Source organism: Acinetobacter sp. UBA6571 (assembly GCF_002434085.1).
GTDB classification, from domain to species: Bacteria; Pseudomonadota; Gammaproteobacteria; order Pseudomonadales; family Moraxellaceae; genus Acinetobacter; species Acinetobacter radioresistens.
On record NZ_DJJJ01000035.1, the window covers coordinates 66760 to 83459 of the forward strand.

The window sequence follows — 16700 nt, forward strand, 5'->3', positions numbered from 1 at the left end:
CTACAAACTTCAAAGACAACCCTCATTCAGGTTGAATCAGCTGATTTAATTCACGGCAAGCCTGATTCAGGACTTTATGCAACTTTTCTTCAGGCGCACCCTCTGCATAAAATCTGAAATCATGAACTTTGCCGTTATAGTAAATAGAATAGAAAAAGGTCCCGACAGGTTTTTCCGGTGTTTCCGAACCACCAGGTTTCACCAGACCTGTACAGGCCACAATAATGTCGGCATCAAAGAAATGATGACCATGCTCAGCCAGATAATGAGTGACTTCCTGAGACTCAGGCGTATACTCTTCAATCAGATCTTTAGGAATATTTAAGATTTTTTCTTTAGCTTTTAAGTCATAACAGACCAAACTGCCAATTAAAACCTCACCCGAATGCGGGTTAAGTGAAAACTGATAAGCCAGATAACCTGCTGTTGCACTTTCGATGAACGCAACTTTTAAGCCTAGATCTGCCAAGTGCTTGCAACAGACATAAAACATTTAGAAGCTCCCTTGTCTTATTAGGTTTAGTTCTAGAGCAATGCTTTTTAAATTTATTGCGATGTCGGTAGATAAAAACAGAAAATGGGCAAAATTGAATTAGCAACTTACATACTTAATACTTTTTGAATATAAAAGTTAAATAGGGGTTTTTAATATAAAATAAATAAAAATAACGACTTAAGTATAATTGTTTCTCTGTATTTCTATAATGTTTACATATTGCTATATAAACAGTTGTATAAAAATATATCCAACATATACAATCCTTACACATGAAATCAAAAGTTAAAACTTAAGGTGGCATTCCTTTAAAAATATAATCATGAATGATTAAGAGAAATAAAATTTCTGTATCCAAAATTTATTAAATAAATTAATAAATTAATATATATCTTGGGTTTATTTTTTGTTTTTAAGAATATTAGAATTAATAAATTTAATAAAAACTTCTACAATAATATTCTAGGTGTTTCAAAATATTAAAATGTAAATAAAAGTAGAGTTTATAGTCTTTAGTTTTTTGAAAATAAAAGAAATTTATTAAAACACAACTTTATTTTTACGTGTTCTTAACCAGAGATAACACAAACTTTATTTAAAAGAAGAGGGGAATGCTATTTCCTAACAGGAGTGGATTAAAAAAAGAGATAATGAAATATGGTTACCACAACAACGCAGCCAGTGAGAAAGCTGACCCAGAAGAAAAGCCCGGCCTTATCTCATAAAGAAACAGTAAAATTTTTTTCTGAACCTGAGCGGGATACGGCTGAAAAGGAAAAATTCGCCGAAATTTGTTTAGAGCGTTTTATTGATACAATTACACTTGAAGAAAAGGAGTTTCCACAAAATTTAGAAGATTTAGGGGCATGGCTCAACAATAAAAATATTCAGGCATGTGAGTCTTTTCAGAGCTATCTGGAACGAAGGAGGCAAAATGGTGCCCGTGAATATTTTAAAAACGTCGGTGAAGCTCTAGAATTTCTGGTCAAGATTGGCCCGACCAAAATGGTTGATGGTTCTTGGCTCTATAGCTTGTGCAAATACTGGCAAAATCCTGTTTACAATGAAGCGATCTCGATTTACCTGGATGAACTGGGAGGTGGATCTTCTTCACTCAACCATGTCTGCCTCTATCAGCAATTACTGGATCAGCTTGAGCTTAACGATTTTGAAAATCTTTTGAGTGATGAACATTATATCCAGGCTGCGGTGCAACTGGCTTTAGCCTATGCACCTGCTGAATATATTCCAGAAGTGTTAGGATTTAACATGGGATATGAGCAGCTTCCCTTACATTTACTCATCAGTAATTATGAGTTAAAAGAACTTGGTATTGACTCACATTATTTTAATCTGCATATCACGATTGATAACTTTGATAATGGCCATGCCCAGAAAGCCCTAGAAGGTGTACTTAAAGTTGCCCAGCGCTATCAAGATAAAGAAGAATTTTTGCGCCGTGTAAAAATTGGCTATTACTTGAATGATGTAGGTATAGGTTCCACTGCGGTAGTTAAAAATCTTGATCTGCGCAGTAATGTAGAAAAAATTCTGATCAAGAAAGCCAAAGTGGGTCGTTTTATTCATGGTGATAAATGCCGTATAGAAAACCGGCAGATTAATGACTGGTTACAGGATGATGAGAGTACAGTGGCCTTCTTGGATGCCCTGATCCGTAAAAACTGGATCAAGCCGGGGGAAGATGTACAGGAAAGCCGTTTCTGGAAATTGATTGATGATGACCGCGGTAAAATGTTTGGTGTATTTAGCTATCCTGAAAAACAGATGATTTACGACTGGATTCAGGGTCCACAAAGTACTTCAACTACCAGCTTGCGTGGTTGGGCAAGAAAGCATGAGCAGAAGAACCAGAGTCAGGACCGTCCAGAAGATATGGTCGATTTCGAACTGACTTTTTTGAAGAAGTCCTATCAGGCTGAAACTGATTTCCAGAAGCGTATGAATATGTTACTTCCTTATCTGGCACCTCATATGCATCATACCCCGGTAGGGCTATGGAGTACGGATCAGTTTACACGATCACTGTTTCCAGCTCTGAAAGCTTCTTTTGTTTAAGTTCAGTTAGGCAGGAATTTTCTTGATATAAAGTTCTTACATGATCGGGTATAGCGCAATTCTATACCCGAATTATTTTGTGAAAATGAACTATAGCAAGATCTGACCATCGAGCCAGTTGACCTTTATGTAAATACTGAAATTAACATTATATATACAGAAATTTGTACTTAATTTTTTTAATCCTGAGAGAAATTTTTTAAGCTTATTTCTTCTATTTTAGTACACAATCTTTTTATAAAAATTTTATTTATTAAAGGGTTATATTTTTCATGGTTATTGGGTGGAATTGTTTAGCTAGATGAATTTACCCTCCAGTCTGCCTGATACTTGAGATAGACAATTTAGAATTCTGGCATTTTTTAATACGGCGTTTCTGAGAGCGTTGGTACATAATCTGGAAAACGGTTAACTGACGGATAATAACTTTGGATATTGCAGTAATCGGTAGTGGCATGGCTGGGCTTGCTACCGCAAGAATTCTGAAAGATGCAGGACATGAAATTACTATTTTCGAGGCACTCCCGGGCCGAGGTATGGACAGTCATAGTCTGGAGTTTGAGGGGGGACTGATTGATGCCCCACTACGGGTTATGAATCCCTATTTATGGAAGAATACACTGAGTCTGGCCAGTTACCTGGGCATTAAAACTTTTCCGGTACGTACCTATATGGCCTGTAGCTGGCTATTTGAAGATCGTACTGAAACCTGGCTCACAACTTCACGTACCCGCATTGGTAATATTCCTATTATTAATAACCGCAAGGGCATCAAGCAGTATGGCTGGCGTCTGGTTAAAGGTATGCTACAGCTAAAAACAGCAATTCATCAGTTCTTCAAGTCTAAAAATCAGGACATTACACTGGCTGAGTTCATTAACCAGCATGATATTGAAGAAGTATTCTGGCATGGTGCAGTAATGCCGGTACTCTATACCATCTGTACCTGTAATCCGAAAACAATCGGAGACTGGCCTGCCAAACCGTTACTAATTTTTCTGCGTCAATTGACTGATGGAGATGCCCTGATCCGTATGCAAGGCGGAACACCTGCCTTGGTAGATAAATTGATCGAGGGCATTCGTATTCAAAGTAGTTCTCCAATCTGTAAGGTGGAAGAACAGGGTGAAAAAGTTCTGCTGGAAAAACAGGATGGTGAGCAGTCGGTCTTTGACCGGGTAGTAGTTGCAACACCGACCACTAAACTTGAAGAGTTCATGAACCCGCAACAATTTGCGGATGATATTGAACTTCTCAAACAGTTTAAGTTTGAACAGGGAGAACTGGTTATACATACAGATAGCTCAGTAATGCCGCCGCGCCGTAAAGACTGGTGTGTACTGAGTTATATGATGGACCGTCATTTTACCCGACAACAGTTTACTGTCTGGCTTAATGCAGTTGAGCCAAGTTTGGTCGGTAAGTCTCCGGTATTTCAGACATGGCGTCCGGTTACTGAAATTGATCCGAAAAAAGTGATTTCTAGTGTAACGTTGACTCGGGCAGTAGTTGATTCCAAAACTGTGGCATTAAACAAAGAAGTCCAGCAACAGCATTTACAACCGAACCGTAAGGTATTCTACTGTGGTTCATGGTCATGTGATGGTCTGCCGATATTGGAGTCTGCTGTCACTTCGGCTATTCATATTGCCAAGATCTTTGATGCACCTTTGCCATTTTTAGGTTTAGAACCTAAAGTGGAGATCGCGCCGCAACTTGGTTATTAAAATCTCATGAAATGGGCCCAGATTCTCTGCCAGTACTTACCCCAGCATAAATATGCTATTGATGCAGCACAGTTGGGTGACTCGGCAGAGTTGGCCTGGACCAACCTGGGTTACTGGCAAGCTGAGGAAAATTATCCTCAGGCCTGCCAGCAGCTGGCTGACAGGTTAGCGCAGGCAGTACAGCTTAAGGCTCAGGATGCTGTATTAGATCTGGGCTGCGGCCAGGGAGCGAGTCTGCTGCATTGGCAAAATCAGTACCAGGTTCAATATATAGAAGCTGTAGAGTTACAGCAAAACTGTGTCAAAAAGATTGGTCAATATCATCTGCCAGCTTTAAAAGCGATTTATAACCAGTCTTTTCTTGCCTTAAAACCAATACAATTTACTCAGCAGTTTGATGTGGTTCTTTGTATTGATGCTGCTTACCATCATGCACTAAGCCATTTTCTGAATAGTGTAACTGGTCATTTAAAGCAGCACGGTCATCTAGGACTCCATTATTTGATGTTGTCAGATGACTGGCAACAGGCAAGCCTCTGGCAAAAAAGTAAATACCAGTTATTGGTCAAAGCAGCTGATCTCAAACTTAAAGACTTAAAAACTCGAACTGAAATGGTAAATCTGCTAGAAAATTATGGTTATGAGCAAATAATGATCCAAGATATATCTTCAGAAGTTTTGCAGGGCTTTTCCAAATACGTGGCAAAACTACGTAACTCTGGACAATCCACTATAAAAAATACAGATTATTATAAAATCCAGATGACAGCCAAACTTTGCGCCCAGCTTTACGCTGATGGATTAATTCGCTACGTACAGATTAGTGCAGTAAAAGCTGAATAAATCGAGAAAAGAAAAGTAGAAGAGAAATGGTGCCGGCACACGGATTCGAACTGTGGACCTACTGATTACAAGTCAGTTGCTCTACCAACTGAGCTATGCCGGCACTGTGGCGTAGATTCTACCGAAAAACACCTGATTTTCACAAGCGAAAAAATGAACAAATGAATTTTGTCTACGTTTAATGCTTTCAGGTCATCAAGAAGGTATCGGAAGATACCTTCTTTAATTAATATTTAAAAATTAATATTCCCAGAACATACGCTGAATTTCTTTAGCATCTCTGGTCTGAGTGAGTGCAAGTGCAGTCAGCAATTTGGCTTTTTGCGGATTTAAATCATGTGCAACCACCCAGTTATATTTATCATCTGGCTGTTCGGCATTTCTTAATACAAAACCTTGGGGTACACGAGATGAACGAATAATCTGTATACCACGCTGCTGGAGCTCAGTCAGGGTAGGTACAATATTTTTGGCTACCGAGCCATTGCCTGTACCCGCATGAATAATTGCCTTTGCGCCTGCTCGAGCATATGCGGTATAGGCATCGGGCAACATATTGCCAGAACCGTAAACAATCTGGACCAGCGGCAGAGCATCGCCCTTAATATTCTCGATATTAAATTCAGACGTATTGTTAAATCGTTTGGCTACGCTTCTAAACCAGTAAGGTTTCCCTTCAACCAGTGTACCTAACGGTCCCCATTGACTGGCAAAGGCATCGGTATGGATATTAATTGTCTTGCTGACATCACGTGCTGCAAAAATATTATCATTCATGAGCACGAATACGCCTTTATTTTTTGCATTGTCTGCGGCTGCCAGAGCAACAGCACTATACAGGTTTAAAGGCCCATCAGCAGACAGCGCTGAAGGTGGACGCATAGAACCTACCACTACAATCGGTTTATCAGTATGCACGGTCAGGCTTAGAAAGTAGGCAGTTTCTTCCAGAGTATCTGTTCCATGCGTAATCACTACACCGTTAACATCAGGTCTTTTAACCAGCTCATTAACTTTACGGGCAATTGTCAGTAATTCTTTATCAGTAATACTCTCGGAAGCTACCTGAAGAGCCTGTACTCCAGTAACATTAGCCAGATTCTGGATTTGTGGTACTGCGTTTAATAGGTCATCAACGGGTACCTTAGCCGCTGTATAGGTAGCACTGTTGGTTGAGCTGGCACCAGCACCGGCAATGGTTCCTCCAGTCGCTACAACCACAACATTATTTTTGGCAAAAGCAGAAAAGGGTAAGAGTAAGCCCAAGCTTAAAGTCAGAGCGGAGAGTGTTTTTTTCATCATTTTTCCTTTTAAGATTTATGTACATTCCAAGCATTTTTTGTACCATTTATAAGTTAATACAAAGCAGCAGACTTTAGTCATATAAATTTAAAATACTGTTTTTAGATTAATAAATATTCAGTGATGAGGATTTCGATATTTAAATAGAACGTTGAGATATAAATTCAGTTTTAAAAGATTAAAAGAAGTTTGAGGAGGTTTAAAAGATATTTAAGAATTACTAGATAAGCTTGAGATTATTTTATTCTTAATTTATAAATTTTTGGCATTGAGCTCAATGATAAGAAATTTTTTTATTGACTGATTTAAGGTGTTCTAGATTTATAAATTAATTATTATACCCCCAGTTATACCCCCGACTATATCGGGATTGCAACAGATAAAGTAGATATTATTAGACACAAAAAAAGACCTAAACCATTGTGGTTTAAGTCTTTTAAGATCCCATAAGACATCATGGGAATGATATTTGGCGGTGAGAGAGGGATTCGAACCCTCGATACGCGTAAACGTATACACACTTTCCAGGCGTGCTCCTTCAGCCACTCGGACACCTCACCAAGGCGTGCGATAATAACTAAAAAAACCGCGCCTGCCAAGTTGAAACAATTGATTTGAAGAAAAATAAATAACTCGGTGATAATATGGCGCAAAAATGGCATCTGTTATGAAGACAAAATATGCAAAGTTCTGCAAAAAAAGCCGCATTGCCTGCGATTACCTTGGCAGCATTAGGGGTGGTATTTGGGGATATTGGGACCAGTCCGCTTTATGCACTTAAGGAATCATTCCATGCAGCTCATGGTTTAGGGATCAGTACAGCTAATGTATTAGGTATTTTGTCGATTATCTTCTGGACAATGACGCTGGTCATTACCATTAAATATATCGCTATTGTAATGCGTGCAGACAACAATGGTGAGGGCGGCATCATGGCGCTTCTTGCATTGAATTTACGTAATACCCGTTTCAGTGACCGCAAAAAATTACTGTTAATTGCTATTGGTTTTATTGGGGCTTCACTATTTTTTGGTGATGGCATTATTACACCTGCGATTTCAGTATTATCTGCCGTAGAGGGTCTATCTATCGCAACAGATGCTCTGGATCCGTATATTGTTCCAATCGCCATTACCATCGTGACGACCCTATTTATCATGCAAAAGTATGGTACTGCTTTTGTTGGCAAATTTTTTGGTCCATTAACCCTGCTCTGGTTTTTCTCGCTCGGCTTATTGGGCATTTCCAGTATTATTCAGACACCTGTGGTACTAGGAATGTTCAGCCCACACTGGGCGTTTCAGTTTATTGTAAGCCATCCGCTCATGACTTTTTTTATCATGGGAGCGGTAGTGCTTACTGTGACAGGTGGTGAGGCACTCTATGCCGATATGGGACACTTTGGGCCTGTACCCATCCGTCTGGCCTGGTTTTTTGTAGTCTTGCCATGTCTGGTACTTAATTATGCAGGACAGGGCGCATTATTATTGAGAAATCCGAGTGCTATTGAAAATCCATTTTATCTGCTAGTGCCGGAATGGGCGCTGTATCCAATGATTTTTCTGGCCACTATGGCTGCAGTAATTGCTTCTCAGGCGGTGATTTCAGGCGTATTTTCATTGGCGCGTCAGGCTATCCAGCTGGGTTATTTACCACGCCTTACTGTTAAGCATACCTCGGATTCAGAACAGGGCCAGATTTATGTGCCATTGCTCAATTGGGTACTGCTTGCTTCTATTATTGTCTTAATCCTGATTTTCCAGACCAGCTCGCGCCTTGCTAATGCCTATGGCCTGGCTGTAACTTTAACCATGCTGTGTGACACTTTGCTGATTGCTGCATTTATCCGTTACAGCTGGAAATGGAAAATGCCAAAGCTGATGCTGCTGATCATTCCATTTCTGATACTGGACTTGGTACTGGTCAGTGCTACCTCACTAAAGGTATTCTCGGGCGGATGGGTGCCATTATTGATCGGTGGAGTTGCTTTTCTTCTGCTGATTACCTGGAAACAGGGGCGTGAGCTGACCTTTGTAAAATTACAGCAGGATACCTTGCCTCTGGAGCTATTTGTCGAGAGTATCGGTGATCAGGCTAACTGGGTAGAAGGAGAGGCAGTTTTCCTGACCGGTACACCTACTGTAGTTCCACATGCGATGCTGCATAACATGAAGCATAATAAGGTCTTGCATCAGAAAAATATTATTCTGACAGTCAAGATACAAGATGTACCTTATATGCCTGACGAACAGCGCTTTCATGTAGAGGTACTAAATCAACATTTTTATCGGGTTGAGCTGTACTATGGTTTTAAGGATGAGATGAATATTCCTCATGCTCTGGAAGCAGTCTATGAGGCACTTGAGCTTGAATATAACCTGATGCAGATTAGTTTCTTTGTCTCACGTGAACGGATTATTAGTACAGTTGGAGACGGTATGGCACCTTGGCGTGAGAAGCTATTTATTTCAATGCAGCGTAATACCAGCCCTGTGAGTGACTTCTACCAGATTCCGACCAACCGTGTGGTAGAACTGGGTAGCCAGATCGAGATCTAGTGAAAATACACATAAAAATGGCACTTTCGAGTGCCTTTTTTATTGCCTGCTGATCAAGTGAACAGTTTTGCGACATAAAATGTCGTTCTAAACGGTAGCGCAATATACAGCATGCTCCTGAATTGTTAAGCTTCGCGTTCATGTTGATCTTGATGTGGTTATGGCAAAGAAACCAAGCAAAAAGGCTAAAACTCAAGCTAATTTTTTAAGCCAGAATATTGGAAAGATTCTACTTACCCTAGTTGCAACGGGAAGTTTTGCAATCGCATTTGGCAGTGAAAAAATTGCCAAGCTTCTTCCTGCCTCAGGCGGCAATAGTGGATGCCTAAAACAGTTCTACCGTGATGTGCCACCGATACTGAGCAGGGAAAGCCTGAAAAAAGACAGTTATGCACTGTGCTTTAACGGCTTCAACGTGATGTATTCGGGGGTGTCCAAAACCCCATTGTGGTCGGCCGAGTATCTGACACCTGAACGTTTAAGCATCAAGATCAAGCGTGAAGACAATTTCCATGAGGAAACACGGGTGCAACAGGCGCATCGTGCATTGCTGACAGACTACCGTGGTTCAGGCTATGACCGTGGGCACATGGCGCCAAATGGCGATATGAATAACACCGCTGCACAATATGATAGTTTCTCTTTAGCTAATATGGTACCGCAATCGCCTAAAAATAATCAGGAACTCTGGCGTAAGCTGGAGGAAGCCGTGCGTGCGATTGTAACCAAACAGCATAGGGATGCTTATGTTGTTACAGGGCCTGTGTTTGAGGGAAAACGACTCAAAACCATTGGGCAGGGCGTGATTGTGCCAACTGCCGTGTATAAGGCGGTCTATCTGCCCAAGCAGGGCATTAGTGGTGCCTACTATGCGCCCAATAATGATTCCCAGCAGGTAAAAGTGGTCAGTATCTGTTATCTGGAAGAAAAGCTAGGCATTAATTTATTCCCGCAACTGACCGAGCAGCAGAAGCGTAACATCTATCAATTACCGTTGACCGCAGCTCAGGTTAAGGCCAATCAAGACATTAAATATATGCGTTGGGATGCGGAAAGCCAATGTGCGGAAGAAGCCGATACCGCCAGCATACAGGCTCAACAAAAGCAGTTTGCTTCAGGACAGCCCCAGACTGCTGAAAGTAAGTTGCCACAGATTGATGAGGAAACCAAGCAGGCGCTGATCAAGCAGTTGGTGGATATGCTGGTGCAGTATTTTTTACAATTGTTGAGATAATGTAGAGCATCTTGCAAATCATCTATGTTTAGCTCAGTGTGATGAAAAGAGAATAATAATGGGGAACGAGATGTTTAAGCCTTTTGTGAATGGAAATGAGTCTTCCGCAATCTATGACCTAACGCTGGAAAATCAGGTCGATTGTGTGAGCCTATATGGCAATCTGCAAATAACCAAAGATCAGGTCGGTTTACAGGCTGCCAAGAAGTTGCAAGCCTTTATTAATGAGCTGGTGGCAGCCCTGGAACAGGAAAATCTCCCTGAAAAAATTCAGCGCCAACCTGAACAGGAAATCGAAAATCCATTTCTATAAAAAATGCTTTAAGAAACCATCGTTTCCTTATCAACTTGATTAAGAACTATAAATGGTATTGTTCTTCCGCCACTGTTGTGGGGTTAAACCAGTCCAAAGCTTAAATGCGCGCTGAAAAGCGCTTTGTTCTGAATAGCAAAGCAGCAGGGCAATCTCCTGTAAACTCAGGTGTGGGTCTTTTAGATATTCAGTTGCCAGCATAAAGCGAACTTCCTGTACCCGTTCCTGAAAAGTGGCATTTTGCTGTTGCAGGTGGCGTTGTAACTGCCGAACCGAAACCCCCAGTTTCTTCGCAATAAAGTCGATCTGGTATTGGTTCTTTTGCAGGCCTGTCAAAATGGCGTGCTGCAGACGTTGATCGAGTTGAGTGGAATTGGGAAGCTTATCCAATAAAGCTTGAGCTTGTTGTAGCAACAATTGCTGTAAAGTGTGATCGCCTGTTCGAAGTGGCTTAAAGGCTTCGGTAACAGGTAGAAGTAGCTGAGTTTTAGGCTGATCAAAACGGACTTTACAACGGAAATACTGCTCATAAACCATAATGTTTTTCGGTGCGGTATTCACAAAATGCACTTCGTGTAGATTGAGATCTTCACCTGACAGAAATAACTTATGGAATTGCACCATCAGCGCAATTGCAATTTCATCTGTTAATTGGGTTGGGTTGGGTTCTGGAGCTTCCCAGCGGATTGATGCGTAGGGTGGGTTAAATTCAACGACGAGAGGGCTACCATCATAAATTAAGCGATGAAAATCATGATAACGCGCCAATGCTTCGCCCAAGTTTTCACATGACAGTGCGAGATAAGCAATAATTCCTAAATGTTTAGGTTGTACGTGCTCTGCAATTTCTAAGCCTAAACCTGTCTTGGGATTTAAACGATTAAGATCTTCAAGTAAGTCACGCCAAATGACGTAATCAAAACGTTCAAGATTTTGGACTTGTTGTAATTGCTCAGGAATTTCAATATTTTTTGTTTCGCAATAAGCCTTTAATAAATGCCCTAATCCGCCATAAACAGAGCCTGTATAGTTCTTGAGTTGGGACATCCTGTCTACTCCTTATTCTGTCGTGTTTTGTCAATATAAATATATCGTATCGTCAATACTTCGCCTACAAAAATTTATATCTTTAAAAAAATAAGGAAACATTTGGAGAAAACCATGTTGAAGGGTTTTGTTGCAGGTTTGGCAGTTGTAAATGCATATGAATGGTTTGCTCATAAATATCTATTGCATGGGGTACACCGTAAAGGCAAGCCACGTTTCAGTCCAACGCCAAAACAGATGGAATCGCATTGGGCACATCATCGTGAAGTCCGTAAACAAGACTTTTCTGATGATTGTTATGTGGAAGGTCTAGACAGTTGGCGTACACGTAATGAAATTATGTCATTGGCTGTGGTTGCAACCGTGTTGAGTGCGGCAGCCTATCCATTCTCCAAAGGGATGGCGCTGTCATTCTGGTATTGTGCAGGTAATTATTATTATGTGCATCGCCGTTCTCATTTAGAGCCAGAATGGGCAAAAAAACGTATTCCCTGGCATTATGATCATCACATGAACTCAAATCAAGATGCGAATTGGTGTGTGACCCGTCCATGGTTTGATTATGTCATGGGCACACGCGTGGTTTCATCTGCTGATTTAAAAGAAGCCAATCCACTCGGTTTACCTCTACCTGCGCCACTTTCCAAAGCGCTGACTCAAGCGATTGAATCGGTTTTCCCTGCGAAGTGGGTTGAGCAAAAACCAAAGTTAGTGACACCACCTGTAGCCGATGCGGAGCAACAAGAATCAGTTGCTTAGTGAAAAATGCGAAGTGTGACAATAAAGCACCAAAATTTTGACGAATCACGACAATACTTCAGTCGTCCATGTCGTGAATTGTCAATAAAATCTGTTTTTAATGTCAATATTTTTGTTCATTTTATAGCTATTTTGATTCAAGCATTTGAAATGCACAGAATTTTCAAAATGACAAAATTCACGTTTACCCTCTAGCGTTGTATAAACGCAGTTTCCATACCTTGCTTAGGCAAGGTATTTTTTTGCCTGAGGAAATGTTGAGTGAATAAAAAACCTCTCAAACGATGATTTTGAGAGGTTGGTTTTTTGAGTAATACTCGCGTTTAAAGACGCATTTCAATCCCTTGCTCAGCCAAATATTGCTTAGCTTCTGGAATGGTGTGTTGACCAAAATGGAAAATTGAAGCAGCCAGTACCGCATCTGCACCGCCTTTCAAAATTCCGTCAGCCAAATGTTGTAAATTGCCTACGCCACCTGATGCGATGGTCGGAATATTGACACGATCATTGATCTGACGCATCAAGGCAATGTCATAACCCGCTTTGGTTCCATCGGCATCCATACTGGTAATCAGCAATTCGCCCGCACCGAAGTCAGCCATTTTCACAGCCCATTCAATCGCATCAATTCCTGTTGGCTTACGACCACCGTGGGTAAAGATTTCCCACTTGTTTTCGCCAGTTTTTTTCGCATCAATTGCGACCACAATACATTGTGCGCCAAAACGCTGTGAGGCTTCCTGCACAAACTCAGGCGTAAATACTGCTGCCGAGTTGATACTGACTTTATCAGCACCCGCATTTAGTAATAAACGAATATCTTCAACTTTACGGACACCACCACCAACAGTTAAAGGTACAAACACGCTTTCAGCCATACGTTCGACTGTACGATAAGTCGTATCCCGCCCATGATGGGTTGCAGTAATATCAAGGAAGGTAATTTCATCGGCGCCTTGTTCGTTATAACGACGTGCAACTTCGACAGGGTCACCTGCGTCACGAATATCAAGGAATTGAACGCCTTTAACAACTCGGCCATTATCAACATCCAAGCAAGGGATAATACGTTTTGCGAGCATAAATTTTTCCAATTATAACAGCCGATTATGAAACTCACCTCCGCAGATGCTACACCTTGATAGAGGGAGAAGGTATTCTATCAAATTCGATATGTTTTTTTGCAGGTTTTCTATGTCGGTTTATACCCCGTTGAGTTTAAAGGAAGTTCAGTCCTTCGCAGCACCTTATGGACTAAAGGTTCAGGAACTGATTCCAATTCAAGGCGGTATTCAGAATACAAACTATTTTTTAGTGAACGAGGATGGTTCGCAGTTTGTACTTACAGTATTTGAAGAGATGAATGCAGCACAGGCAGGTGAACTGGTGCCAGTACTTGAGCATCTGGGCAATGCACATTTGCCAGTTGCGGTGCCCTTAAAACAGGCTGAAGCTGCAATTGGCCAGATTGCCGGAAAGCCTGCCCAGATTGCACCACGACTGGTAGGAGAGCACCCTATACCGGCCAATACTGCCCAGACAGCTGAGGTTGCCAGAGCACAGGCAAAATTGCATGTCGCTTTACAGGATTTTGATTTTGAGCGCCAGAGCTACCGTAATCATAGTTACTGGAGTCAGGTTGCTGCTGAACTAAGACCCGACATGGATGTACAAGACCAGCTTTTACTGGATAGTGTATTTCAGCAGTTTGAAGTATTTCAGGCTAAATACCCGCAGCGCCCGCTTGGCTTCATTCATTCCGATCTGTTTCGTGACAATACCTTATTCGAGGGTGACACTTTAAAGGGAATTCTGGACTTTTATGAGTTAAACCATGATGAATTGCTGTTTGATATTGCCATTACGATTAATGATTTCTGTAGCGATTATCCGGCGGTGAAACTTGATCAGACACGGGTACAAGCCTATCTGGAAAATTATCAGACTGTGCGTATGCTGACAGAAGATGAAAAAGCCTGTCTGCCGGTTTATCTGGCCATGGCAGCCTGCCGTTTCTGGTTAATGCGTCTGCAAGTAGCACAGAAGAATGCGCAGGAACAGCGAGGTGGAGAGGATATCTTGCAAAAAGACCCGCTAGAAATGCGTAATATGCTACAAAATCGTCTGGCACTTATCGGGAAGTAAGGCAAATGATGCGTGATCAGGGGCGACTGGTAGAGTGGTTTGATGAAAAAGGTTATGGATTTATTCAACCCAATGAGCCTGATAAAGGACGGGTATTTTTACATATAAAGGATTTTGCCCGACCTGGACCCCGGCCAATTATTGGTTGTGCACTAGAATATCTGGTTATTCTGGATGCACAGGGCCGCTATCGTGCTCAGCAGGTGACCTATCTCACAGCTGCACAGGCCCGTAAAAAACCAGCCCGGCAGCAGACACGTTCACAATCTAAAAAAGCTTTGCAGCCCTTTCAGCTTCTGATCGCAGTCTATTTTATAATGTTGGGTATAGTGACTGCGAGTGGTCTTATAAATGGACTGCTTTTATTATTTACTATGCTCATGAATGTAGCAACTTACTGGTTTTATGCTCAGGATAGAGAAGCAGCACAGGCCGGACGGCGCCGTATATCTGAGCAGACTCTACATATATTATCCTTTCTGGGAGGGTGGCCTGCTGCCTGGTTAGCCCAACAGAAACTGCGACATAAAACACAAAAACAACCTTTTCGAAAAATATATTGGATTACTATAGTTCTAAATATCCTGTTGGTTTTATGGCTGATTTCTCCTTTGAATCCCTATTGATTCAAATTCATACTTAAAAAAGGAAAAATAAATGAATTCTGGTACTGTCATGAATGACTCAAGACGCAGTCTGACTTTCAGTCTGTATATTCTTTATATTCTGGCGATTTTCACAGCTGGTTTGCTGGCTGTAGTGGCGCTGGTGATCAATTATGTTAAACAGGACCAGATGCGCGGCGGTATCTATGAAAGTCATTTTACTTGGCAGATCCGGACATTCTGGTGGTATCTGATTTGGAATATTGTGGCTTTTATTCCTTTTATCTTTTTGCTGTTTACAGATAATAATGCCGATGCTTTTGCCTCAGTTCTGCTACTTGCCTCAGGTTTTTGTGTAGGAGTAATCGGGTTGGCATGGCTATGGATTGTATACCGTGCTATTAAAGGTTTATTGCGTTTAAATGAAAATAAAGCCATGTATGAATGATTTTAAATTAATTTCAATAGCCTGAAACATCAGGCTTTTTTATTATTTAAAGTATTTAAATCTTCAGTAACAGGCTCTATATCTTTTGAACCTAAAAATTTAGGTCGCCATTCACTTATGATAATACTCAGAACGACCAGAGCACCCCCTAGTAAAGCTAATGGCGCCAGACGCTCACCTGCCAGCCGGCCAAACAGGCTGGCCCAGATGGGTTCTCCTGCATAGATAATTGCCGCACGGGATGACTCTACATAACGCTGTGCCCAGTTCATGACCAGTTGGATAATCGCACTGCTTATTCCTAAACCAAAAGCTGCTACTGCAAGCTGCCAGGAAAACACCGGAATACTGTGCTCTCCCAGAAATGGCATGCTCATAAAACTTAACACCGAAGTAAAAACCAGCTGAATAACTGTTACCCGCCGCAAATCTACCTTTCCTGCAAAATAGCCGATCAGGATAATTTCCAGTGCAATGGCGATAGCACCAAATAATGTGAGCGCCTGTCCAAAACTAAAAGAGATCTGTGTAAAACCATTGCCAGTCAAGAGTACCAATCCGCTAAAGGCCAGAATGACACCTATCCAGGTCATGATATGTGGTGTTTTGCGAAAAATAATCCAGAGTAAAAATGGAACAAGCGGAACATAGACTGCCGTAAGAAATGCTGACTCACTGCTACTAATAGTCTGTAAACCAATAGTCTGCGTACCATATCCAATCGCAATGGTGCAGCCAATTAGGAAGCCTGCTAACAACTCTCGCAGATTGAGGCCACGCATAATTCTCCAGGATAGCAGCAGCACCGCCAGAGCTGCGGCTGCAAACCGGCAGCCTACAAAAAACATTGGTGAACTATAATTCAGAGCAAACTGGACTGTCAGGAAAGTTCCACCCCAGATCACTGTTATCAGAATCAGGGCAAATTGTGGCAGCAGCGAAGAGGAAGCGAGTTTGGATAAATTTGCAGTATTCATTACATCTGGCTTGGTTTTAAGGCCCGCCTATATTGCGATAAGCTTGCACTAGATACAACCTTTGCTAGTTTTCAGTTAAACCCTATTCATAAGCAGTTATTATATTTTTACTTTGTTTTACTTGCTGCTCATTTATAAAGCGGCAATACACTATAAAAAGAGGTTTCAGT

General features: G+C 41.3%; 15 protein-coding genes and 2 tRNA genes. 10 read left to right on the forward strand and 7 right to left on the reverse strand.

The window, feature by feature from the left end; all coding sequences use genetic code 11:
* Positions 1-22 precede the first annotated feature (22 nt).
* Positions 23-493: a CinA family protein gene (locus B3X18_RS06620; RefSeq protein WP_005404645.1), complete on the reverse strand. Its 471-nt coding sequence runs from the start codon at positions 491-493 to the stop codon at positions 23-25.
* A gap of 660 nt (positions 494-1153) precedes the next feature.
* Between B3X18_RS06620 and B3X18_RS06625 the strand changes: the two genes are divergently transcribed.
* The 3 genes from B3X18_RS06625 (at position 1154) to B3X18_RS06635 (ending at position 5142) form a co-directional block, all read left to right on the forward strand.
* Positions 1154-2572: an iron-containing redox enzyme family protein gene (locus B3X18_RS06625; RefSeq protein ID WP_005017922.1), complete on the forward strand. Its 1419-nt coding sequence runs from the start codon at positions 1154-1156 to the stop codon at positions 2570-2572.
* Positions 2573-3000: 428 nt separating this feature from the next.
* Complete coding sequence (locus B3X18_RS06630; RefSeq protein ID WP_005017923.1) at positions 3001-4299, forward strand: FAD-dependent oxidoreductase; 1299 nt, start codon at positions 3001-3003, stop codon at positions 4297-4299.
* Positions 4300-4305: 6 nt separating this feature from the next.
* Positions 4306-5142, forward strand: coding sequence for an SAM-dependent methyltransferase (locus tag B3X18_RS06635; protein ID WP_005404644.1), 837 nt, complete (start codon positions 4306-4308; stop codon positions 5140-5142).
* Positions 5143-5169: 27 nt separating this feature from the next.
* Here B3X18_RS06635 and B3X18_RS06640 read toward each other — a convergent pair.
* The 3 genes from B3X18_RS06640 to B3X18_RS06650 form a co-directional block, all read right to left on the reverse strand.
* Positions 5170-5245, reverse strand: a tRNA-Thr gene (locus B3X18_RS06640).
* A gap of 137 nt (positions 5246-5382) precedes the next feature.
* A complete protein-coding gene (locus B3X18_RS06645; protein ID WP_080548205.1) occupies positions 5383-6441 on the reverse strand; it encodes a type II asparaginase in 1059 nt (352 codons plus the stop codon).
* Positions 6442-6914: 473 nt separating this feature from the next.
* Positions 6915-7004, reverse strand: a tRNA-Ser gene (locus B3X18_RS06650).
* A gap of 120 nt (positions 7005-7124) precedes the next feature.
* Here B3X18_RS06650 and B3X18_RS06655 point away from each other — a divergent pair.
* The 3 genes from B3X18_RS06655 (at position 7125) to B3X18_RS06665 (ending at position 10549) form a co-directional block, all read left to right on the forward strand.
* Positions 7125-9002, forward strand: a complete 1878-nt coding sequence (locus B3X18_RS06655; RefSeq protein ID WP_005404642.1) for a potassium transporter Kup — start codon at positions 7125-7127, stop codon at positions 9000-9002.
* A 160-nt stretch (positions 9003-9162) separates the two neighbouring features.
* The gene (locus B3X18_RS06660; RefSeq protein ID WP_005405261.1) at positions 9163-10236 is read left to right on the forward strand and encodes a DNA/RNA non-specific endonuclease; all 1074 of its coding nucleotides are present in this window, start codon (positions 9163-9165) and stop codon (positions 10234-10236) included.
* A gap of 70 nt (positions 10237-10306) precedes the next feature.
* Positions 10307-10549 (forward strand): hypothetical protein, encoded by a 243-nt coding sequence (locus B3X18_RS06665; protein ID WP_005404640.1) that lies wholly within the window; start codon positions 10307-10309, stop codon positions 10547-10549.
* Positions 10550-10588: 39 nt separating this feature from the next.
* Here B3X18_RS06665 and B3X18_RS06670 read toward each other — a convergent pair whose 3' ends face one another.
* Entirely contained in the window at positions 10589-11596 is a 1008-nt protein-coding gene (locus B3X18_RS06670) for an AraC family transcriptional regulator (protein ID WP_005404639.1), read from the reverse strand.
* A 114-nt stretch (positions 11597-11710) separates the two neighbouring features.
* On the opposite strand from B3X18_RS06670, the gene B3X18_RS06675 reads away from it, so the two are divergent.
* Positions 11711-12355 carry a sterol desaturase family protein gene (locus B3X18_RS06675; RefSeq protein ID WP_004797727.1) on the forward strand — a complete coding sequence of 215 codons (645 nt, stop codon included), beginning with the start codon at positions 11711-11713 and terminating at the stop codon, positions 12353-12355.
* A gap of 323 nt (positions 12356-12678) precedes the next feature.
* On the opposite strand, the gene hisF is transcribed toward B3X18_RS06675, so the two are convergent.
* The gene (gene hisF / locus B3X18_RS06680) at positions 12679-13437 is read right to left on the reverse strand and encodes an imidazole glycerol phosphate synthase subunit HisF (protein ID WP_004659983.1); all 759 of its coding nucleotides are present in this window, start codon (positions 13435-13437) and stop codon (positions 12679-12681) included.
* Between the two features lie 112 nt (positions 13438-13549).
* Between hisF and B3X18_RS06685 the strand changes: the two genes are divergently transcribed.
* From B3X18_RS06685 to B3X18_RS06695, 3 genes are read left to right on the forward strand one after another with little or no spacing between them, the layout of a single operon-like run.
* On the forward strand, positions 13550-14500 hold the full coding sequence (locus B3X18_RS06685; protein ID WP_005405260.1) for a homoserine kinase: 951 nt from the start codon (positions 13550-13552) through the stop codon (positions 14498-14500).
* Positions 14501-14508: 8 nt separating this feature from the next.
* Positions 14509-15126, forward strand: coding sequence for a DUF1294 domain-containing protein (locus tag B3X18_RS06690; protein WP_017400563.1), 618 nt, complete (start codon positions 14509-14511; stop codon positions 15124-15126).
* A gap of 31 nt (positions 15127-15157) precedes the next feature.
* Positions 15158-15553: a DUF4870 family protein gene (locus B3X18_RS06695; RefSeq protein ID WP_005404635.1), complete on the forward strand. Its 396-nt coding sequence runs from the start codon at positions 15158-15160 to the stop codon at positions 15551-15553.
* A 29-nt stretch (positions 15554-15582) separates the two neighbouring features.
* On the opposite strand, the gene B3X18_RS06700 is transcribed toward B3X18_RS06695, so the two are convergent.
* Positions 15583-16530, reverse strand: a complete 948-nt coding sequence (locus B3X18_RS06700) for a DMT family transporter (protein WP_017400562.1) — start codon at positions 16528-16530, stop codon at positions 15583-15585.
* Positions 16531-16700 lie beyond the last annotated feature (170 nt).